General features: G+C 36.8%; 21 protein-coding genes. 7 read left to right on the forward strand and 14 right to left on the reverse strand.

Annotated features, from left to right (window positions below; all coding sequences use genetic code 11):
* Positions 1 to 12 precede the first annotated feature (12 nt).
* Positions 13 to 933 carry an EamA family transporter gene (locus J1905_RS13080; RefSeq protein ID WP_214227725.1) on the reverse strand — a complete coding sequence of 307 codons (921 nt, stop codon included), beginning with the start codon at positions 931 to 933 and terminating at the stop codon, positions 13 to 15.
* Between the two features lie 167 nt (positions 934 to 1,100).
* Here J1905_RS13080 and J1905_RS13085 point away from each other — a divergent pair, with 167 nt between their 5' ends.
* Entirely contained in the window at positions 1,101 to 1,985 is an 885-nt protein-coding gene (locus J1905_RS13085) for a DMT family transporter (RefSeq protein ID WP_214227727.1), read from the forward strand.
* A 17-nt stretch (positions 1,986 to 2,002) separates the two neighbouring features.
* On the opposite strand, the gene J1905_RS13090 is transcribed toward J1905_RS13085, so the two are convergent.
* The gene (locus J1905_RS13090) at positions 2,003 to 3,046 is read right to left on the reverse strand and encodes a methyltransferase (protein WP_214227729.1); all 1,044 of its coding nucleotides are present in this window, start codon (positions 3,044 to 3,046) and stop codon (positions 2,003 to 2,005) included.
* A 35-nt stretch (positions 3,047 to 3,081) separates the two neighbouring features.
* Positions 3,082 to 3,468 (reverse strand): VOC family protein, encoded by a 387-nt coding sequence (locus J1905_RS13095; protein ID WP_214227730.1) that lies wholly within the window; start codon positions 3,466 to 3,468, stop codon positions 3,082 to 3,084.
* Between the two features lie 150 nt (positions 3,469 to 3,618).
* On the opposite strand from J1905_RS13095, the gene J1905_RS13100 reads away from it, so the two are divergent.
* A complete protein-coding gene (locus J1905_RS13100; protein WP_214227731.1) occupies positions 3,619 to 4,455 on the forward strand; it encodes a DUF5694 domain-containing protein in 837 nt (278 codons plus the stop codon).
* A gap of 59 nt (positions 4,456 to 4,514) precedes the next feature.
* Here J1905_RS13100 and J1905_RS13105 read toward each other — a convergent pair whose 3' ends face one another.
* Positions 4,515 to 5,420, reverse strand: a complete 906-nt coding sequence (locus J1905_RS13105) for a pentapeptide repeat-containing protein (RefSeq protein ID WP_214227732.1) — start codon at positions 5,418 to 5,420, stop codon at positions 4,515 to 4,517.
* A gap of 132 nt (positions 5,421 to 5,552) precedes the next feature.
* Entirely contained in the window at positions 5,553 to 6,362 is an 810-nt protein-coding gene (locus J1905_RS13110) for a class I SAM-dependent methyltransferase (protein WP_214227733.1), read from the reverse strand.
* Between the two features lie 228 nt (positions 6,363 to 6,590).
* Here J1905_RS13110 and J1905_RS13115 point away from each other — a divergent pair, with 228 nt between their 5' ends.
* A complete protein-coding gene (locus J1905_RS13115) occupies positions 6,591 to 8,822 on the forward strand; it encodes a S41 family peptidase (protein ID WP_214227734.1) in 2,232 nt (743 codons plus the stop codon).
* A 79-nt stretch (positions 8,823 to 8,901) separates the two neighbouring features.
* Here the strand turns inward: J1905_RS13115 and J1905_RS13120 are convergent, their stop codons facing one another.
* Together J1905_RS13120 and J1905_RS13125 are read right to left on the reverse strand one after the other, a co-directional pair.
* A complete protein-coding gene (locus J1905_RS13120) occupies positions 8,902 to 9,633 on the reverse strand; it encodes a hypothetical protein (protein WP_214227735.1) in 732 nt (243 codons plus the stop codon).
* 515 nt (positions 9,634 to 10,148) lie between these two features.
* Positions 10,149 to 10,595 carry an SRPBCC family protein gene (locus J1905_RS13125; protein WP_214227736.1) on the reverse strand — a complete coding sequence of 149 codons (447 nt, stop codon included), beginning with the start codon at positions 10,593 to 10,595 and terminating at the stop codon, positions 10,149 to 10,151.
* 233 nt (positions 10,596 to 10,828) lie between these two features.
* Here J1905_RS13125 and J1905_RS13130 point away from each other — a divergent pair, with 233 nt between their 5' ends.
* The gene (locus J1905_RS13130) at positions 10,829 to 11,296 is read left to right on the forward strand and encodes a hypothetical protein (protein WP_214227737.1); all 468 of its coding nucleotides are present in this window, start codon (positions 10,829 to 10,831) and stop codon (positions 11,294 to 11,296) included.
* Between the two features lie 22 nt (positions 11,297 to 11,318).
* Complete coding sequence (locus J1905_RS13135; RefSeq protein WP_214227738.1) at positions 11,319 to 11,669, forward strand: DUF2200 domain-containing protein; 351 nt, start codon at positions 11,319 to 11,321, stop codon at positions 11,667 to 11,669.
* A gap of 20 nt (positions 11,670 to 11,689) precedes the next feature.
* On the opposite strand, the gene J1905_RS13140 is transcribed toward J1905_RS13135, so the two are convergent.
* The 6 genes from J1905_RS13140 to J1905_RS13165 form a co-directional block, all read right to left on the reverse strand.
* Complete coding sequence (locus tag J1905_RS13140; RefSeq protein WP_214227739.1) at positions 11,690 to 12,505, reverse strand: metallophosphoesterase; 816 nt, start codon at positions 12,503 to 12,505, stop codon at positions 11,690 to 11,692.
* A 48-nt stretch (positions 12,506 to 12,553) separates the two neighbouring features.
* The gene (locus tag J1905_RS13145) at positions 12,554 to 13,384 is read right to left on the reverse strand and encodes a sulfurtransferase (protein ID WP_214227740.1); all 831 of its coding nucleotides are present in this window, start codon (positions 13,382 to 13,384) and stop codon (positions 12,554 to 12,556) included.
* A 123-nt stretch (positions 13,385 to 13,507) separates the two neighbouring features.
* Positions 13,508 to 14,833 carry a sensor histidine kinase gene (locus J1905_RS13150; RefSeq protein WP_214227741.1) on the reverse strand — a complete coding sequence of 442 codons (1,326 nt, stop codon included), beginning with the start codon at positions 14,831 to 14,833 and terminating at the stop codon, positions 13,508 to 13,510.
* A 2-nt stretch (positions 14,834 to 14,835) separates the two neighbouring features.
* Positions 14,836 to 15,510 (reverse strand): response regulator transcription factor, encoded by a 675-nt coding sequence (locus tag J1905_RS13155; RefSeq protein ID WP_214227742.1) that lies wholly within the window; start codon positions 15,508 to 15,510, stop codon positions 14,836 to 14,838.
* Between the two features lie 14 nt (positions 15,511 to 15,524).
* Positions 15,525 to 16,370 carry a hypothetical protein gene (locus J1905_RS13160; protein ID WP_214227743.1) on the reverse strand — a complete coding sequence of 282 codons (846 nt, stop codon included), beginning with the start codon at positions 16,368 to 16,370 and terminating at the stop codon, positions 15,525 to 15,527.
* 5 nt (positions 16,371 to 16,375) lie between these two features.
* The gene (locus J1905_RS13165; protein ID WP_214227744.1) at positions 16,376 to 16,651 is read right to left on the reverse strand and encodes a hypothetical protein; all 276 of its coding nucleotides are present in this window, start codon (positions 16,649 to 16,651) and stop codon (positions 16,376 to 16,378) included.
* A gap of 250 nt (positions 16,652 to 16,901) precedes the next feature.
* On the opposite strand from J1905_RS13165, the gene J1905_RS13170 reads away from it, so the two are divergent.
* Both J1905_RS13170 and J1905_RS13175 read left to right on the forward strand, forming a co-directional pair.
* Positions 16,902 to 17,690: a DUF4382 domain-containing protein gene (locus J1905_RS13170; protein ID WP_214227745.1), complete on the forward strand. Its 789-nt coding sequence runs from the start codon at positions 16,902 to 16,904 to the stop codon at positions 17,688 to 17,690.
* Between the two features lie 42 nt (positions 17,691 to 17,732).
* Entirely contained in the window at positions 17,733 to 18,239 is a 507-nt protein-coding gene (locus J1905_RS13175) for a hypothetical protein (protein WP_214227746.1), read from the forward strand.
* 75 nt (positions 18,240 to 18,314) lie between these two features.
* Here the strand turns inward: J1905_RS13175 and J1905_RS13180 are convergent, their stop codons facing one another.
* Positions 18,315 to 19,352, reverse strand: a complete 1,038-nt coding sequence (locus J1905_RS13180; RefSeq protein ID WP_214227747.1) for an Atu2307/SP_0267 family LLM class monooxygenase — start codon at positions 19,350 to 19,352, stop codon at positions 18,315 to 18,317.
* Positions 19,353 to 19,378 lie beyond the last annotated feature (26 nt).

Genomic DNA, 19,378 nt, shown 5'->3' on the forward strand with positions numbered 1-19,378 from the left:
TTATTAATGGTATCAACGAAAATCTTCTGGCTTTTCAATTTTAGTGATTTTTAATAGCTTCAGAACCTGTTTCTCTAGCAAATTGAAGATGAGTCCACCCATTATAAAAAGAGAGGCCCAGAGTTTCCATAAGGGCAAGTCTTCTCCTAAAAATAATGCCGATCCAATAAAACCCACCACAGGAATTAGTAATGTAAATGGAACAATTACTGATGTTGGATATGAGTTAACAAGAAATCCCCAGGCGCCGTAGCCAACGTGAGTAGAGATATAAACAGTATAAATAATAGCCAAAATGGTTATCCAAGATACATTTTGCAATGAACTCATAATCAAAACAGGCCCCTCGACCAGTAGTGAAACTGCAACCATAAAAGGAAAGGCAATTAGATTACCCCAAACTACAAGAGACAGTGGCGAATTGGCATCGACTTTTTTTGTAAACATATTCCCCGTTGCCCATGAAAAAGCAGCAAGTAAGGTTAATATGAGCCCTATAAATGTTGTCCCCCCGTTAACGTGAGCAGCAACAATTCCAATTCCAATAAAAGAAATTAAGGAGCCAAAAATTTTCAATAGGCTTGGGCGATCTTGAAAGAATAAAAATGCAAGACCAATGGAAAAGAAGACCTGAACCTGTAGTACAAGTGAAGCTAAACCCGGAGATAAACCAAAATGAATGGCGCTAAACAAAAACCCAAACTGCATAGCAAATGTAAACAGACCATAACCAATAATATACTTTAGTGGAGCTTTAGGTTTTGGCAGAATGAAAATCCAGGGAATTGCTGAGAGTCCAAACCTGACAGCACATAGTAAAAAGGGTGGAAATTCTTTTAGCCCAACGTATATTGCAATAAAGTTAAGACCCCATACAAGAACAACGAGTAGTGCTAAAAGCAAGTGCTTTGGAGTTAAATTGACAGTGGTCATTTTCTATTTTGGTTTCAGTTGAACCGCAAAGCTCTGAACTAAATTTCGATAAAAACCAACATAGTTTTTGATTTTTCAATGGGTACAGATTTATAGTTTATGGCATATTTTGGCATTGAAATGAAATGTAACTTTGTAGCGAAACTAAAAGAGTTAATCAATGGAACATGAGTAAAAATAACATATTGATTTTGCTGTTGATTTTGGGCACTGCCTTTTGGGGTGTATCATTTCCTGTAACCAAGATGGCCATTGGCTATAGTTCGCCTTTTATCTTCTTATTTTATAGGTTTTTGGCTGCCACATTTTTTCTGTCGCTTGTATTTTCAAAAAAACTCAAACAGATCAACTGGGCTACGGCCAGAATAGGTGGAGAACTGGCCATTCCGCTGATGCTTGGGATTTACCTGCAAACAATGGGAATAAAATACACTTCTGCTTCTCAAACTGCTTTTCTTGCAGGTATGAGCGTAATTCTCATTCCCCTACTCAAAATAGCCATGTATAGGCACCTGGCTCCGGCCAAGATTTGGGTGGCCTGTTTTTTTGCTCTTACGGGGTTAGCCATTATATCAATCAAAAATGATTTTTCAGTAAATACAGGGGATTTGTATACAGTAGCCGGAGCTTTTGCATTTGCCTATTACCTAATCCGAGTTGAAAAGTACTCGCGCAACGTTGATATTGTGACCACTATAGTGCCTATGTTTGGGACTTGTACGTTGCTGACCTTTATCATGGCGCTGATGGGTAGCAGCAATGCGTGGTTACCCGACAATAATTCGTTTTGGATAGCGGTTGGTTTCTGCGCCCTGTTCTCCACTGCTTACATGTATAGTGTTTCGAATATCGCTCAACGATACCTCTCTGCCGAACGTGTATCTATTATCTATCTCTTCGAGCCAGTATTTGGAGCCATTGCCGCAGCCTATTTATTAAATGAAGAGCTTTCGTGGCGTTTATTACTGGGAGGTTGCTTGATATTTATTGGAATGTTGGTGTCTGAATTGAACTTTAAAAAGGTTGGGGTTCTGAGTAAATTATATCAATGAGATAATGTTATGGGTTTTTAGGTTTTGTAGGCAATTGCTGCGCTTGATGGTCCTGCTAAGGGAAGCAACGCAGTTGATTTAAAGCCGACAATATTTGCCCATCTGTTAAAATCGGCAAAGGTGTAATCAAAACCTGTTCCTGTTTCTATAAGCATATTTAAACTCATCATCATCCCAAAAACGTTTTGCTTTCTTTCGTCATCTATTATGCCCTCAATTGCTACAAATGCCCCATTGGCAGGGAGTGCATCATAGGCTTTTCTCATTAAGGATATTTTATTCTCTTCGTCCCAATCGTGCAGAATATTACCCATCACAACAATATCTGCATTGGGTACTGGCATTGTAAAGAAGTCGCCACTTGCGGTTGTTACACGGTCTGATAACCCGTATTGCTGTATGGTAGCATTCGCAATGGGTTGAACCGGAGGTAAATCGAAACTTGTACAGCGCATATGAGGATTATGTTTTGCAACCATAAGTGAAAGCAGACCTGCTGAACCGCCTACATCTATTAGGGTTTTGTATTTAGTGAAATCGAACTTTTGAGCGAAGGCTATAAAATTACCCATTTGGATACCGCTCATTGCACTGGTAAATTCTTTTAATTTTTCGGGGTCTTGATATAGCAAACCGAAAAAATCCTCACTCTTTTTTGCTTCATTTTGTGGAAGTCCGGTAAGTAAACCCTCGCCCAAGTTACCCCAAAATGAATATAAGCGATTATTCATCATTTCAAGGATCCCTCCAATATATGATTGCTTCTTTTTATCTAAAAATGTTTCTGTATCTAATGTGTTAGAATAAGTAGCGGTATCCAAGATACCTTCGCGATTTAAGAAACCGAATACAGTTAGGGCATCTAAAAAATCATACACATTTCTATCTGTGCATTTGAGGTTTAAAACGTTTTTAACATCTTTTGCTTTCATGGTTTTCTTTTCAGCAAGCGTAGTGAATAATTCGAAACTCACTGCCGTTAAAAGAATTTTTGAAGCCCAAAAGCCTGTGCCAATTTTCATGATATTTTCTGGCGATGGCTGGTTAGTTTGCTGTTCCATTTTTTTATTAATTATGAGTGTAATAAATTGGTAGTTTACATATAGAACACGTTAAACTTATGCCCATCTGGGTCAGCAAATACAAAACCATAATACCCCTCGCCAAACTCCTTAGGTTTTGAAACGATTTTTCCGCCAGCGCTTTCCACTTCATTCGCCCATTTATCTACCTCATCTTTGGTTTCGGCAGAAAGGGTAAACATGACTTCGTTAGCAAGATGAGCATCGGAAATTTCAATCTCCACATTTGCTTTCATGCTATCTGCTAAAAAGAAATGCATTACAAAGTTTTTCTCACCTACAAAAAAGCTTGTGAGGTCATTTGACCTACCATTGGATTTAAATCCAAGTTCTGTATAAAATTTCGTTGTTCGGTCTAAATCACTTACTGTTAAATTTGACCAGATCATTTTTGGATTCATACCTATATCCTTTGTTATAAACTCATTACTAAAGTTAGCGATAAATGGCGAAACACTTGGGGTGTAGAAACGACATTTAAACAGGTAATGTGCGACATATTTTTTGAGAAGATATTACTAAATTTGCACCCCTATAAAAAAATGCAAAGTATGTTTCAAAAATTATTTACCTCATCAATCCTTCTACTATTCTTTCTAAATTCCTTTTCTCAGGACAAAATAAATGTCATCCTGATTGGTACATTTCACTTTAATAATCCTGGAAATGATGCAGCAAAAACAAATAACAGAGATATGTTATCGAAAGAAAACCAGCTTGGTTTAGAACAAATAACAGACTTAATAGTAAAAAAATATAAACCTGACCAGATTTTTGTAGAGAGTAATTACAATAAAAAAAGAGAGCTCAATGATAATTACCAACTATACCTTAAAGATAAGTTTTCTACATTTACAGACACGATAAAAAATGCTCGTATGAGAAAATTTTATACCGAAGGAGAGACTTTTCAACTCGCTTTCCGTTTAGCTAAAAAAGCAAAAAATGAAGTAATCTATCCTATTGATACTTTAATTGAGTTGCGATTTGACTTACTGCAAAAATTAATAAAATCAGATGCAAAACTTAGCCAAATCTTTAAAGATAAAGTAGCTAACTTAAGCAAAAAAGCTAATTATACTTTGGCAAAAAAAGACTTAAAGGAGGTTTTTAAATATCTAAATACCGACAAAGATTTAAATGAGAATAAGGGGTTTTATATTTCCTTTGCTAATAGTTTAGGTATAAATGAAAACTATTTTGGGGCAAATTTAGTTTCGGATTGGTACAAAAGAAATTTAATAATGTATTCGAACGTTCAAAATCAGTTAATTTCAAATACTAAAAACATTGTTATTTTAGTTGGTACCGGGCACGCTGCCATGTTTAAAGATTTTATAAAAAATGATGAAAAGTTCAATTTAATTGAATTAAAAACCGTTTTATAAATCGATTTTAATTCAATTAAATTGGCACTATATAAGGAGGTAAAAATATCATTACCTCCTTAAATAACTATAACCTTCGACAAATCGACAACCCATAGGCCTTTAAGTCCGGCATAGGTTAGCTTATCCATTATAGCTCCGTCAAAGCAGACCGTTTTGAAGGCGCGATAAGATTTGTTTGTCACGGAAAAAGGCAAGCGGAATGACACGTTTTTAAGCGTTGCTCCTGTAAATGAAACATCATTAAGTGCAGATTTATCAAATTGAACTCCTATAAAGCTTTGCCCATTAAAATGCATTCCCCGCAGGTCGGAATATTTAAAATCTACACCATTAAAAACACAGTTCTCAAAGATTGTTTTTCTAAGGTCGACCATGGTAAGTTTCACGTCGGTTAATTTTACATCTGTAAATTTTGTTCCGGCTAGTGTGGATTTGTTAAAGTCGGTTCGTACAAGGATGGATTTACGGAAGCTCGCATCTGCAAGGTCGGTGATGGAAAAGGTACAGTCTGTGAGATTTGCATCATCAAAATTGGCTTGATGTGCATCACTAACCTCAAACAAACTACCAGTTAAATCTGCATTAGAAAAGTCGGCTCCGCTTAACGGGCTCGCTTTGAATTTTCCTTTGTGCAAAGTAACACCTGCAAAGTCGCTTTCTTCCAGATTGACTGCAGTGAGGTTTATCTGTACCTGGCGTTCCGTGGTACTGGATTGCTTGGCAGCCTCTTGTTCAATTCCATCGTTGGTGGATTGATAGTTCTCTGAAAAATAGTTTAGGTCGACCCCTAGAATTTCAGAGAGGCGGTTAAAGGTAACGATATCGGGGCTTGATTCTCCCCGCTCCCATTTCCCTACTGCTTGCGGACTGATAAATAGAAATTGAGCAAGCTGGGCTTGCGAAATGTTTGCTTTCTTTCGTGCTTGGGCAATCTTATTGCCGATCATTTTAGTATTTAACATAGATACATTATTTATTTTTTTGATACGACAAAGGTATCTGGGCCCATTTCCAGAATCAAAAAAATGCAAACACTTATAGTTGTATTTACGCTACTTATAGTTGTTATTAACAAATATAAGTAGCGTATGGAGTTAGTTGTTGTTTTTCTTTTTTGCAACTATGGAGTAAACCATTGGAATTTTGTTTCCCAAATGCTCTATTCTATACTTTTTAGATTCAAATTCGATTGTTTTGCTGAAACAGTTGTAAGGTGAATAGTCGAACTCGTTAAAGGATGCGACTTCTAGTTTGTTTTTTATCAAACTGGTTATTACTTCACTTAAATCATGATTCCACATTACATACTCTTGGGATATATCTGCAGTTTTATCTGCATATGTTCCGGTTTCGGATTCCACAATTGCACCTGAATTAAAATAGTTATATCCGATTTTTTCGAAATTATCGTCAAACATCCAAACTACGGGATGAAACTCTACAAACACAAATTGGCCATTTGGCTTTAGGTATTTAGAAACTATACTGGCCCATTTATCTAAGTCGGGCAACCAGCCAATTGTTCCATAGCTGGTAAAAACGAGATCAAATTGTTCGTCTAAATGATCTGGTAAATCGTAAATATTACAGCAAATAAATTTTGTGTCTGAATTTATTTCTTTTGCAATTTGTTTGGCCCTCTCAATTGCCTTGTCTGATAAATCTACACCTGTAACTTCAGCTCCAAGTCTGCTCAGGGAAATGGTATCTTGTCCGAAATGGCATTGTAAATGTAAAATTGATTTTCCTTTTACATCGCCAAGTAAGTTCAACTCAATGCTATTTAAGGAAGTTTTACCCTTCATAAAACCATCTAAATCGTAAAACTCCGATTTCAAATGCGTATCGGTTCTATTGTTCCAGGACTGTCTGTTTATTTCTAAATAATTTAGTTCTGCACTCATTTTCTTAGGTTCTTTGAGGTGTTTTAGAATAGCCTCTAAAATAAGACAACTAATATGCAGTTTTTGTAACTAATTAAGAAGACATACGGCCAATACTTAATTGTATCTTTTGTCTTTTGTGCCCATCTAAAACACTTATCCATCCTGTCGTTATTCTTTAAGAGTTAAAAAAGGTTAAACTTGGAGGCAAAGTATATTAGCAAATTCTCAATTCTGTAAATTGCTTCTATGAAAAAAATCAAACGCTCTCTTTTCACCATACTATTGTTATGCAGCGCCTTAGCTCAGGCACAAAACAAGTTTAACGGCGATTTTGAAGTACTAGATAGCAAAGGTTCTCTACAAGGTTGGAACTTGAGATTAAAAGCAACAGATGCATACATCGTAAAACTAGATAGCATCATTAAGCTGCAAGGAAAATATGCGGTTTCCATTACCGACAACAAGGGTGCTGATTATGGAGGGGTAAGCTTTCGCATCGACAAAAGATTTCGGGGAAGCCGCCTACTACTAGCTGGCTATTTAAAAACCAAAAATGTAACCAGTGGTTTTGCAGGTCTTTGGATGCGTACAGACGATATCAATGGAAAGCGTATTGGTTATGAATATTCGGAGAAGCCGCCTTTAACGGGTACAAACGACTGGAAACAGTTCGTGATACATCTGCCTTACGATGGCAGGGAAATAGTAACCATTAGTGCTGGTGTAGTAATGGCAGGTAAAGGAACGGTATGGGCAGATAGCTTGCGATTGTATCTTGATGAAAAACCAATAGACGAAGCAATAGAGTTACAAACTCCTGTTTACCAAGCACTAAAAGACACCCTATTAAACAAAAGTTCTGGAATAGATACTATCCCTTTAACACCATCGAGTCAAAAGTACCTAACCCTCCTGGGCGAATTATGGGGCTTTCTAAAATACCATCATCCGGCAATTGCCAATGGCGATTATAACTGGGATGCTGAACTATTCAGGGTATTACCTCAGGTTTTTAGCTGTACCAGCGACATGCAGGTATCGGAGCTGATGGAAAAATGGGTTGATAAATTGGGTAAAGTTGCGGCCTGTGCAGACTGTCAAACACAGCCAGAACTTAATACCGTGGCTGTTAAGCCCGATTATGGAAACTTATTTAAGAACAAGACATTTGGCAAATCGCTTACTGCAAAATTGAACTATATTTTAAAGAACTCAAACAATGCTACCAACTATTACGTAGGTGGCCTGATTGATGCAAGAACCAGTTCATTTTTGCATGAGACCAGTTACAGTGACAAAAAGTATCCTGATGCAGGTTTACGTTTATTAGCGCTTTATCGCTACTGGAGTATGATTCAATACTTTTGTCCGAATAGAGAGTTAACTACAGATAAATGGAGTACCATTCTCCCCGCTTTTATTCCTCAGGTAATTAACGCAAATAATGAGCATACCTACGTAAAAGCGATAGTTAAACTAATTGCAAGCATCCATGATTCTCATGCATTCATAGAAAGTGATGTTCGCGAACAAGAGCTAGGTGGATATAGATTACCTTTTGATGCAGAGTTTGTCGGAAATCAGTTAGTAGTAACTAGCTCGCTAAAAGAAGGAGTTGATGCTAGTAAAAATTTAACACGAGGTGATATCATTACGGCTATTAACGGAGTGAAAATAGAGTTGTTAATTAATAAATATTTGCCCCTTACACCTGCCTCTAACTACGCTACGGCATTGAGAGATATGACTAGCATATACCTAAGAAGAAGCGTTGACAGCACATTTAACTTACAAATCGTTAGAGCTAAAGCGCCTGTCAATGTGGTTCAACAAGGTTTGCAAATAGGTAAAGGCAATGAAATTTATCTACCATTCTATAAACCAGCATATAAATTAATTGACAGTGCAATTGGTTATATCTATTGCGGTGCTTATAAGAACACCATATTAGACTGTATAAAAACGCAATTTAAGCACACAAAGGGTATTATTGTCGACATGCGCGGTTATCCGATTGATGAAATGGATCCTACTTTTGTCGCTTATTTCAAATCAGCTCCAAGTGCTTTTGTGAAATTTACGGGCCGATCTATCAGCAATCCTGGTATGTTTACATTTCGTGAATCAAGTAAAACCGGAACCAAAACAACGGATTATTACCCTGGCAAGTTAATAGTACTTGTAAATGAGACTACGCAAAGCAATGCTGAATTCGTTACAATGGCCTTGCAAAGTGGACAAAACACTACTGTTATAGGCAGTTCATCTGCCGGTGCTGATGGCAACATTACTCCTATTTTCTTACCGGGAGGTATTACAACCTGGTTTTCGGGCTTAGGTGTATATTATCCGGATGGGACAAATGCACAGCGGGTTGGAGTAAAAATTGATAAAGTGGTAAAACCAACGGTTAATGGTATAAAATCTAGTAAAGATGAAGTTTTGGAAGAGGCTAAGAAATATATTAAAACAAAGTAAGATATCAATGTCAGGTCCTGAAAATGGTTAACCTATTTTTAGGACCTGAAATTGAGTTTTGTATACACTATTGCAAATATTACCTATTATAGCTATCTACGGCAGCTTCTAGCTTCTGTTTAGAAGAAAAAGTCTTTAGATAACCTCCTGTAATCAATCCTGCGCCTAAGGCTGATAAACTAAATCCTATTATGAAATTAGAATCTGAGTAGGCATTTTTACCATCACTCGCTAAAATAGCTACCCCGGCCAACATTGACGCAGCTCCAGCAATATAAAGCGATGTGGTTGTATTCACACTTCTTCGGTAAGCGCGAAGCATATCCATGCTCTGAGGATCGTCCGCTAAATCCCTTTTCAGATTGCTGCAATTTAACCTCTTCAAATCAGCATAGCCTTTATTGTAGTACATGTTGCTATTTATTGATGCCGCAGGAGCAGGCACGTAATGTGTTTCATAAGCATAGTTTGGATTGTAAATAAAAGGAGCATACGATAACGATCTTTCTTGAAAAACATTGATCCGACCTTCTATAATTCGCTCTGCAAACTCCTCTGCACGTATACCTCCTATTTTTCTGGTATTGGCAAAAAAACCATCTCTACTATTTAAAAATTTGACTTGTCCAATTGGAACATTTCTAGAGTCGACTCTAACTCTTAGAGTTCCTGAAAAATCGGGTCGGAACTTAATATTATTGGCGTAGATAATGGAATCAGAATAGAGGTACAAAAAGTCTCTGGATTCCCGCATTTGGGCACGAGCGCTCAGGCCATAGCAAGCCATTGCGATAATAAGTAATTTTTTCATATCGGTTAAATTTGTGTGTACCTAATACTACACAAAACTCGACCCAAAAATGAATTGTAAATAACAAAATACATTCTTCCTAAAAGCCCACCCTTTTTTCTTCCTGGGCTTCTTATAACTAACTATCAAATAGATTTAAATTAATCCGGGAGCTTTTTTCTGATTTATCACCTTCCAATCTTTATCCGACGGGTGGTTTTCATTTGGTATAAAAAAGTGCAGGAGCCGATGCTGGCTCAATGAGTAGTGGACCGTTGAGGTTTGTTTGAGCACAAGATTACAATTTCGGCTTTTACATGACGCTACATAAAGATAATCTAGCCGATGCCTATATATTTTATATGTTTGGAAATAAAAAGCAAATGCTTGATACAATGTTGGAAATAACTTCGAATAATGCGCTAAAGTTCAAATAACACTTAAAAGTTACTGGGGAAATATATCAATTGAGTATAAAGCGCTCTTCATGCTGAAATAGATTCGCGATGAAGAGCGCTTTAGTTAAACATTAAAGCTTACTCCCTTATCTCTGGTTCTACTAGCTTAATCAGTTTTTCAAGCGATTCCTGCCAACCCAGATAACACATTTCTACAGGTATTACAGCAGGTATACCTTCCTGTAATACTTTTAGTTCTGTGCCTACAGATGTTTTTTGAAACCAAATAGAAGTAATCATTACACCTGGTAGGTTTGGGTCGTCAAATTTATCGGTATACTTTAAAAACTCACCGGGCTTTACTTCTAGATATTCACCACCAAATGAATGACCATTGCCGGTTGTAAAATTGTGAAACGACATTTTAAATGTGCCTCTTACCTTTACATCCATACTATGTACAGTGCAAAGAAAACCATAAGGTGGCAACCATGAAGCAATAGCTGTCGCTTCGGTGAAGGCACGAAATATTTTTTCTGGCGATGCCTTAATAACTCTGTGCAATGAAACTTTATTCTCTGACATAACAATAATTTTTAGGATAGATTTATATTAATTTGCTTTATCAAATATGCAAGTAAAACAAGCTATTTAACAGGGGCATATACGACAATTTCACAACCAATTTGCGACAGGTTATTTAGGTTTTCATGGATTATAAGGTTTTCTTAATGAAACGAGAAATGTATATTGGTAGTAAATATGATAGATCCTTAAAGTTGTTCAAGCTGATGAAAGCGCTATATAACCAAACAATAATGAAAATTATTAATTATTTCTTTTTGAGTATGTTTCTTTTAACTCTTGGGTGTTCTAATCATCCAAAAATTGAGAGAATCGAATTAGATTCAAAACTTGAAAAAGTTGCAACCGAGGCACAAGAGGATACTTTAGAAATATCCAGATTCACTTTTTGTGAACTAATACAACGAAACGATTGGGATGAAGTAGCCATATTATCTCCTTACATAGTGGCAAAACAACTAGAAAATGGAGGAATTAAAGATTATAATCAAATCTTTGATGATCTGGAGACCATGAATGACAGCAAATGTTCATTTTTGTTTTTGCAAAAAAAGAGGGTTATTGCATATAGTATAATTAACAGAGGACCTATTAATTTCTCTAAGCCCCTTGTAAGCATATTTTACTTAAATAAAGTAGATTGTAGTAGATTGAAATTAAAAAAAATGGCGTCAGGGTTCGATTTACTTGTCGATAAATAGAGTTGGATTTAATATGTAGAAAATGAATAATACCAGAGTATATAAGATGTCTTTTGCAGGCGTTTATCCGCATTACATTTTAAAGGCAGAGAAAAAAGGACGTACAAAAGATGAGTTAGATGAAATCATATTTTGGCTAACAGGATACAATAAACAATCATTGCAACAGATCATCGACAACAAGATTGATTTTGAAACCTTTTTTGCTCAGGCACCTCAAATAAATCCAAATGCATCAAAAATTACTGGTGTAATCTGCGGTTACCGTGTTGAAGAAATTGAAGATCCCCTAATGCAAAAGATTCGCTATTTGGATAAGTTGGTTGATGAATTAGCAAAAGGAAAAACTATGGATAAGATCTTAAGGAAGTAAGTTATGCGCCATCGGTAATTTCATAGTAAGTTAAATATTGCTATTTCTGCTCTTGCCCCAAATCGCGCGGGTAATATGCTTGTTCCAATACCTTTAGAAACATAAAACCTGGAGTTGTTTTGGGTATACCAACCTTTAACATATTTACCACTTCCTGGTGGCAGAAATGGAGCATAACCAAATAAATTTATCTGGCCACCGTGTGTATGTCCCGAAAGGATAAAATCAACATCTGTATCAATTTGCGTTGAAATATAGTCATTGTATTGAGGACAATGATTCAGAACTATATGGTAGTCGCTTTTTTTATAGTCCTTTATTGCAGCATTATAATCAGCATTGCCCCCCACAAAATCATCCACGCCGGTTATCGATATAGACTTGTCGCCAAACAAATACTGTGTAGTTTGGTTAACGAGTAAAGTGCAATTATTCTCTGAATAAACCTTATTCAATTCGTTTAAATCAATATTCCCCCAGTATTCCCAATTCCCTAAAATGGCTACCTTTTTTATTTGTTTGTCTATTAGTTTTAAAAAGTCATTAAGTAGTGAAACATTTTGCGCTTTATCTATAGCGTCTCCTGTAATTAAAATCAGTTCAGGTTTTAATTTATTAAGCTTACTTGCGAGCCGTGATAATTGACTATTTATAGACTGAAGGTGTAAATCAGAGATTTGAACAACTTTGATATTCTTTGTTTCTTTGGTTGCTTTACCAATGTAAAACTCATTAGTTTCAATAAAGAATTTCTCAAACCAAAACATGTCTACCAAAACAGCCCCTAAAGTAACAAGCAACCCTGTTCTTATGAATTTCCTTCGTGTTACTTTCATGTGCTACTTCAGCTTTATTTTTCTTATAAAAGACTAGTAATAGCAATTTTAAGCCAAAATCATTTTCTTGTTATTCCTACTCCACTCGCTCCAGCTGCCCACGTACAATTTGGGAATCTCTAAACCTGCATAATCAAGAGCCAACAACGTATGACAAGCCGTTACACCAGAGCCACAATGTACAATCACATTTTCTGCTTTATAATCTGCTAACGCTTTAGAATATTTCTCCTTTAGTACTTCAGGAGCTAAGAAAGCACCGCTACCATCAAGATTTTCTGTAAAAGGGATATTTATAGCTCCCGGGATATGCCCTGCAATTAAATCGATAGGTTCGGTTAATCCTGCATAGCGATTGGCATCACGAACATCAATAACTGCATGATCATCACTGTTACCAGCAATCTCTACTTCATCCATTTCTGCAAGTGGCAACTGCCATTCAGTGATTTGATATGGAGTTGTTACTTTGACAACCGGAACCTCAGAACTTACAGCAAAACCCGCTTTAATTGCAGCAGTATAGCCGCCATTTAATACCTGAACCTTATCGTGCCCTATTGATTTTAACATCCACCATAATCTTGCTGCAGCATTAGACCCATTTTTATCATCGTAAACAATTACATGAGTATCTTTTGAAATTCCGTATCTACCTAAAACCTCGGCAAAATGCTCAAAATTAGGTAGTGGATGTCTGCCACCAACAGCAAAATCTTTAATATCGGCCAAATCAGTATTTAAATCCAGATAATAGGCACCATCTAAATGTTGCTCATCATATCTGGGTTTAGATCCGGCACTTACATCAAATAAAATGAAATCGTTTTTATTTAGTAAGATTAATTCCTCTGGTTGTATAATAGGTGATAATTTCATTGTCTTTTAAAATTCTAATATATCAAACGAAATATAATGTTTTTTTCAGTGATCCTATTCATAAATGGAATCAAAAAATAGTTACTGGTTGAGTGTAAATAGTAGCACGCTTTCCGCTACCTCCTACACCAACATTCCCTTAGGAAAAGTAATGGCAAAAATGGATCCCTGCTTAACCACAGAAACAACTTTAATTTCAATATTATGATACACGGCAATACTTTTCACAATGGAAAGTCCAAGTCCATAACCTACATTCTCTGATAAATTAGCTTTTCTAAAACGATCAAAAATAAAACCGATATCTTCTGGGGCAATACCAATTCCCGTATCTTTAATGATAATCATGTAATCGCCTTGCTTGTTAAAAGCATCGGTAATTACCACACTTCCTTGCTCAACGTTGTATTTAATTGCGTTGTTTATCAGGTTGTAAAACAATTGAAAAAGCAAATCATGGTTCACATTTTTCAGTATAACCTTATCCGTAACGTCAACTGTAAGCGAAAGATCCTTATCCTCTAACCGATGACTAATCTCTTCTTTTATATCCTCCAGTAAATCAGCAGGCTTAACAGAAGCCAATTTTACAAACTGATCATTCTCTATCCTCGAAATAAACAGTAGTGAGGATGAGATTTTCTTTAACCGATCTAACGTTTTCATCATCCCTACAATGCGCATAGCTACATCTTCAGTAATCTGATCATCAGCAAGCAGGTTTTCCATTTTGTTTTGGAGGATACTTATCGGAGTCATCAACTCGTGCGAAGCATTTGCGGTAAACTCACGCTCTTTCTCAAAGTCGATGTTGATCTGATCCATTAAACTAATCAGCGACTCATCAAGGTATTTAAAATCCTGAGTACTGGTTTTAACTGGTACACTTTCATCCTTAAAAGGGAACTTTCTGTTTATCAGTTTACTTTGTATAATCTTACCGAGAGGTCTTATCAGTATTCGGGTAAAAATAAGGTCAATAACAATAGTTAAAGCAATTAGGCCCATTAACACATATAAAGCTATGCGTTGCAAAGGTTTATTATATTGATTGATACTGCCTACAGTTTTCCCAATCTCGAGCAAGTAGTTTTTGTCTTTAATCTTAAAAGTATGGCTAAGCACCCTGTAATTCAAGGTATCCTGTTCTACTTTACGTATGGCTGTTTTTATGGTATCCAGTTGCAGCATGGTAGCAGCAGGTTGAAGAGAAATATACTCCTCTTTAAGCATAGTGTAACTACCAAAACTATCGTCGCCCTGCAAGTAATAGTCTATTCCATTTCTGTGTACATCTCTGATTACCTTTGCTTGCTGATCTCTTAAGGAATAATTGGTGTATTCTGAGGCAATACGAGCTACCAAAAAAGGCATAGAAAGTATAAACAACAGCACTACTGCCAGTTTAGACCCGGTGATGAAGTATATGAGCTTGGCAGATAATTTCACGTTTATTTCTTTATTCTATAACCCACACCACGAACTGTTTCGAGCCACTCAGTAGGTGCCCATATATTTAATTTTTTCCTGATGTTTTTTATATGAGCATCAATATAATTGGAATCATAGTCATCGTCAGCAAAGGTGCCCCAAATATGTTCGCTCAATTGCATTCTAGTTAAAACACGGTTTTTATGTAGAAAAAGATAACTCAACACATCAAACTCCTTACGCGACAGTTCTATTTGCTGCTCTTTGAAATGTATAAACCGTTTTTGAAGGTCGAGGCTAAACTCTCCAAGTGGAAGTGCCTCTTCCTTAACGTTAAATTTACGACGGGCAATGGCTTGCATTCTCGATTGAAGCTCTAACAACGAAAAAGGCTTGGCCAGATAATCATCCGCTCCAAGATCCAGTCCGGTTATTCTATCTTCCAGATTACCACGAGCTGTTAAAATAATATATGCAGCTTCGGGATTGTGCTTTTTTGCTTTTGGCAATAACGTTAATCCATCACCATCGGGTAAACCGAGATCGAGCAAAATAAAATCGTAACTGTTTATTTCAATTTTTTCTAAACCTTGTGCTACAGTATGTGCAAGATCGCACAGGTAAAATGCCTTCTTTAAAAAGGTCTCCATTTCGTAGGCAAGTGTTTTTTCATCTTCAACTATGAGTACTTTCATTTTTGCAATTGAAATTAAAACTGATAATAAAACCCAAGGTTAATAAAAGATTGTTGCCTTTTAGCTTCGGTAATGGCATGTGTACCTAAAACGGAAAACTGATAGCTAATCTCGGCCATGTAATTAGCTCGGTTATAACTTAAGGGTATTTTAAAACTGCATGACAAAAGCTCAAAATTTGTTGCTGGTAAAGTAGATGTTATTGTACTATTTCCATTACCGTTATCATTCCCCTTGCCGTTACCATTATTCTTTTTATTTTTCTTTTCGGTATAAGTTTTTAGAAAGTGTTGCGTACCCGCCACTATTTCTATTGAAGGTTCTATGGATAGCAGATCACTATTATCAAACACGGACCCCAATTCTATTACTTTTGAATTTGTTAAACCTGCAAACACATCACTTTCTTGCCCAAAAGCATAATCTACTGATAAAGAGCTCCTAAACCATGGCCAATGATAATCAGCTGTTACGTTCAGGTTATTCTCGTTAGATGCTTGTAATAGCGGAGAACTTTTTGGGTAGAAAGACCTGTTATACCCCATTCCAATAGTAAATCTTTCGTTAAAATCATGATCATAACCAATACCCAAATCTGTTTCGGAAATACCTGATCCAACGTTTAAAAGTTTATATGCACCTGCAGAAAAATATACCCCTACAGGCAACCTTAGCGTTCCATTAACCAGGACATATGGTAGCTTTTCGGCTGTTGTTTGGCCATAATAACTAACATTATTGCTGTACAAAGCGGCTGCAGTTACTGTTGTTTTTTTTGCTTCTCTAGGGTTGATGTCTTTTTGAGCCTTAACTTTTATACTTAGCAAGCAAATAATTACACTAAGGGATAGTAATCTCATACAGGCTAGTGTTTTTTAATTTTGGGGCGGCTCACTTTGATGGGTTTAACATCCGGCTTCCCCCTAGGCTTAACAACCTCTGGTTTTGGTTGCTTTCTTGATTTTGGCACTTCTTTAACATCTTGCTTTTGCCTATCCCCTCGGGAACGATCTGCTTGTTCTGACTTACCCTTTTTTTTCTGATAATACGATTTCAGAGATGAGGTTCCCAAAGTATTTGATACTGCAGGTGAAACAAGCAAACACATGGCTATTGTTACTGTTAATAAGCGTCTGACCATTGTTTGTAAATATATTGAAATGCTCATCATGTAAATATAAAGAAAGTTTACCTCTTTCGAGGCAAACTTTCGCCCCTCCTAAAACATATTCATGTTCATCTGCGTCACTCAATATCTATAACAAAGATTGTTAGTGAACATGAAATTAAGATGAAATTTGAAAAAATAAATTATTTCTTAAATTTCATGTTGATTTCATGTTCGGTATTGAACTTTGAGTTATTAATTGAAGATTTAAAACTCTATTCCTATGAAAAACAAAACAATTTACGCAACCCTGATGGTATTGATCATTGCAATAGCATCTTTTATAGGTTGTAAAAAGGACACTCAGGCTTCGGGTACTACTAAGGTAGAAATAAGGATGACTGATGCGCCCGGAGATTTTGACGCTATCAATTTAAATGTAAAACAGGTAATTCTGCTTTCGCATGGTAAACCTTACACCTTTGATGTTGATCACGGAATATTCAACATCCTTGATTTCCGCATTGGAACAAGTAACCCGGATATTTTAGTAGCATCTGGCGATATGCCTTCGGGTGAGATCACCGAAATCAGACTTGTATTATATGATAACAACACCATCGTTGTTAATGGTCAGGTTCAGGATTTAAAAACGCCTAGTGCACAAAGTTCTGGATGGAAAGTAAAGCTTACTGAAAATCCGATATTGGTACCTGGTGTTACTTATTCTCTGCTTCTCGATTTTGACGCTGCAAAATCTATTGTTGCCACAGGAAACGGCAAGTACATACTTAAACCCGTTGTTAGGGGAATTACTGCTGCAACATCTGGTTTAATTTCGGGTACCGTCCTACCACTTGGAAGTCACCCTGAAGTTCTTGTTATTGTCGGCACTGATACTGTTGGAACCGTAACCGATATGATTACAGGAAGGTTTACTGTTGGAGGGTTAGCCACAGGAAACTACACTGTAAAAATATTACCTGTAGACGGTTTTGCAGAAGCTACTATTCCTAATGTCGCTGTTACCGTTGGTCAAAATACCAGTATAGGTATCGTTACGCTACAGTAAATATTATTACCATTTTTTAACACACACAAAAAACATACAGTCATGAAAAAGCTAATATTTTTAACATTACTTGGGGCAATTGGGTTATTGCCTAACAAGTTAAAAGCGCAAGTTAGCCTTAGCGTAAACATCGGTTCTCAACCTGCATGGGGTCCTTCAGGTTACGACCGTGCAGATTATTATTATATGCCCGATATTGAAAGTTACTATTATGTACCTACCAGGCAGTTCATTTACCTAAGCAATGGAAACTGGACTTTCTCTGCAGGCCTGCCTCCAAGATATAGGGACTACGATTTGTACAATGGATATAAGGTAGTAATCAATTCGCCTAGACCATATGATCATTACAGAGACCATAGGGTTAGATATGCGAGATATAGGTCATATCATTCTCAACCAATCCGTTACAGCCGTCCAGTACGTTACGTAGAAAGAGATTATGACAGACACGACAGACACGACAAACATGATTACAAAAGATACAAAGAACGGGGCAACGGTCGCGGCAATGGTCATGGGCACGGTCATGGGCACGGAAAACATTAGAGTTCCATTTTTTAGTTCAAAGGCTTTAAACCGGATGGTTTAAAGCCTTTTTTGTTATCACATATGTGTCAACCATTATGTTGTACTCATTGCTTTCCTTACTATTGGCGCTACCTTAGTACCAAATATTTCAATTGATTTCATCATTTCCTCATGCGAAGGATCGCCTACATCCATGTGGCCAATAAATCTGGTAATGCCAAATAATTCATGCATATACAGAATCTTATCTACTACTGCATTGGCCTCTCCAATAAATAAAGCGCCTTCTTTAGAACGTCCTCCATTATACTGCTGCTTGGTATATGGTGCCCAGCCTCTTGTAGCACCTATCCTATCCATCTGTGCTGCATAATTCTCATAATAACCATCTGCATTTGCTTCATTGTCACTCAAAAATGCATGTGAATGGATACCAATCTGCATTTTGCTCACATCATGACCATGTTTTACATACTGCTCTTTATAGTATTCAATTAAAGGCTGAAACTGCTTAGGCATACCTCCTATAATAGCAACCACCAGTGGCAAACCTAATACTGCGGCACGCAACACAGACTGTGGGGTCCCCCCAACAGCAATCCAAATTGGTAATTTCCCATCATTACTTGCCCTTGGTAATACCATTTGGTTGATGAGCGGCGCACGAAGATCACCTTTCCAATTTACAACCTCATTGTTATTGATGTTAAGCAACAGATCCAGTTTTTCTTCAAACAACTTATCATAATTTTTAAGGTCGTAGCCAAACAAAGGAAAAGATTCTATAAAACTCCCCCTACCTACACCTATTTCAGCACGACCATTGGAAATCAGATCAATTGTTGAAAAATCCTGATATACTTTTACCGGCTCAGCAGAACTCAATACTGTTACCGTGCTGGTCAGTTTAATATTTTTGGTGATGCTTGCTGCTGCTGCCAGTACAATTTCCGGAGATGAAACAGCATAATCCGGACGATGGTGCTCGCCCAAACCAAAAACATCCAAACCTACCTCATCGGCCAGTTTAATCTGTTCCAGAATCTCGTGCAGTTTTAATTGCGCAGATCTTGGTTTCCCTGTTTTCTGATCAACCGACAAATCGCCGAACATACCTATACCTAATTCCATAATCTTATATTTTTATAAAGCAAAGT

Origin of the sequence: Pedobacter sp. B4-66 (assembly GCF_018492665.1) — a bacterium.
Taxonomy (GTDB): Bacteria; Bacteroidota; Bacteroidia; order Sphingobacteriales; family Sphingobacteriaceae; genus Pedobacter.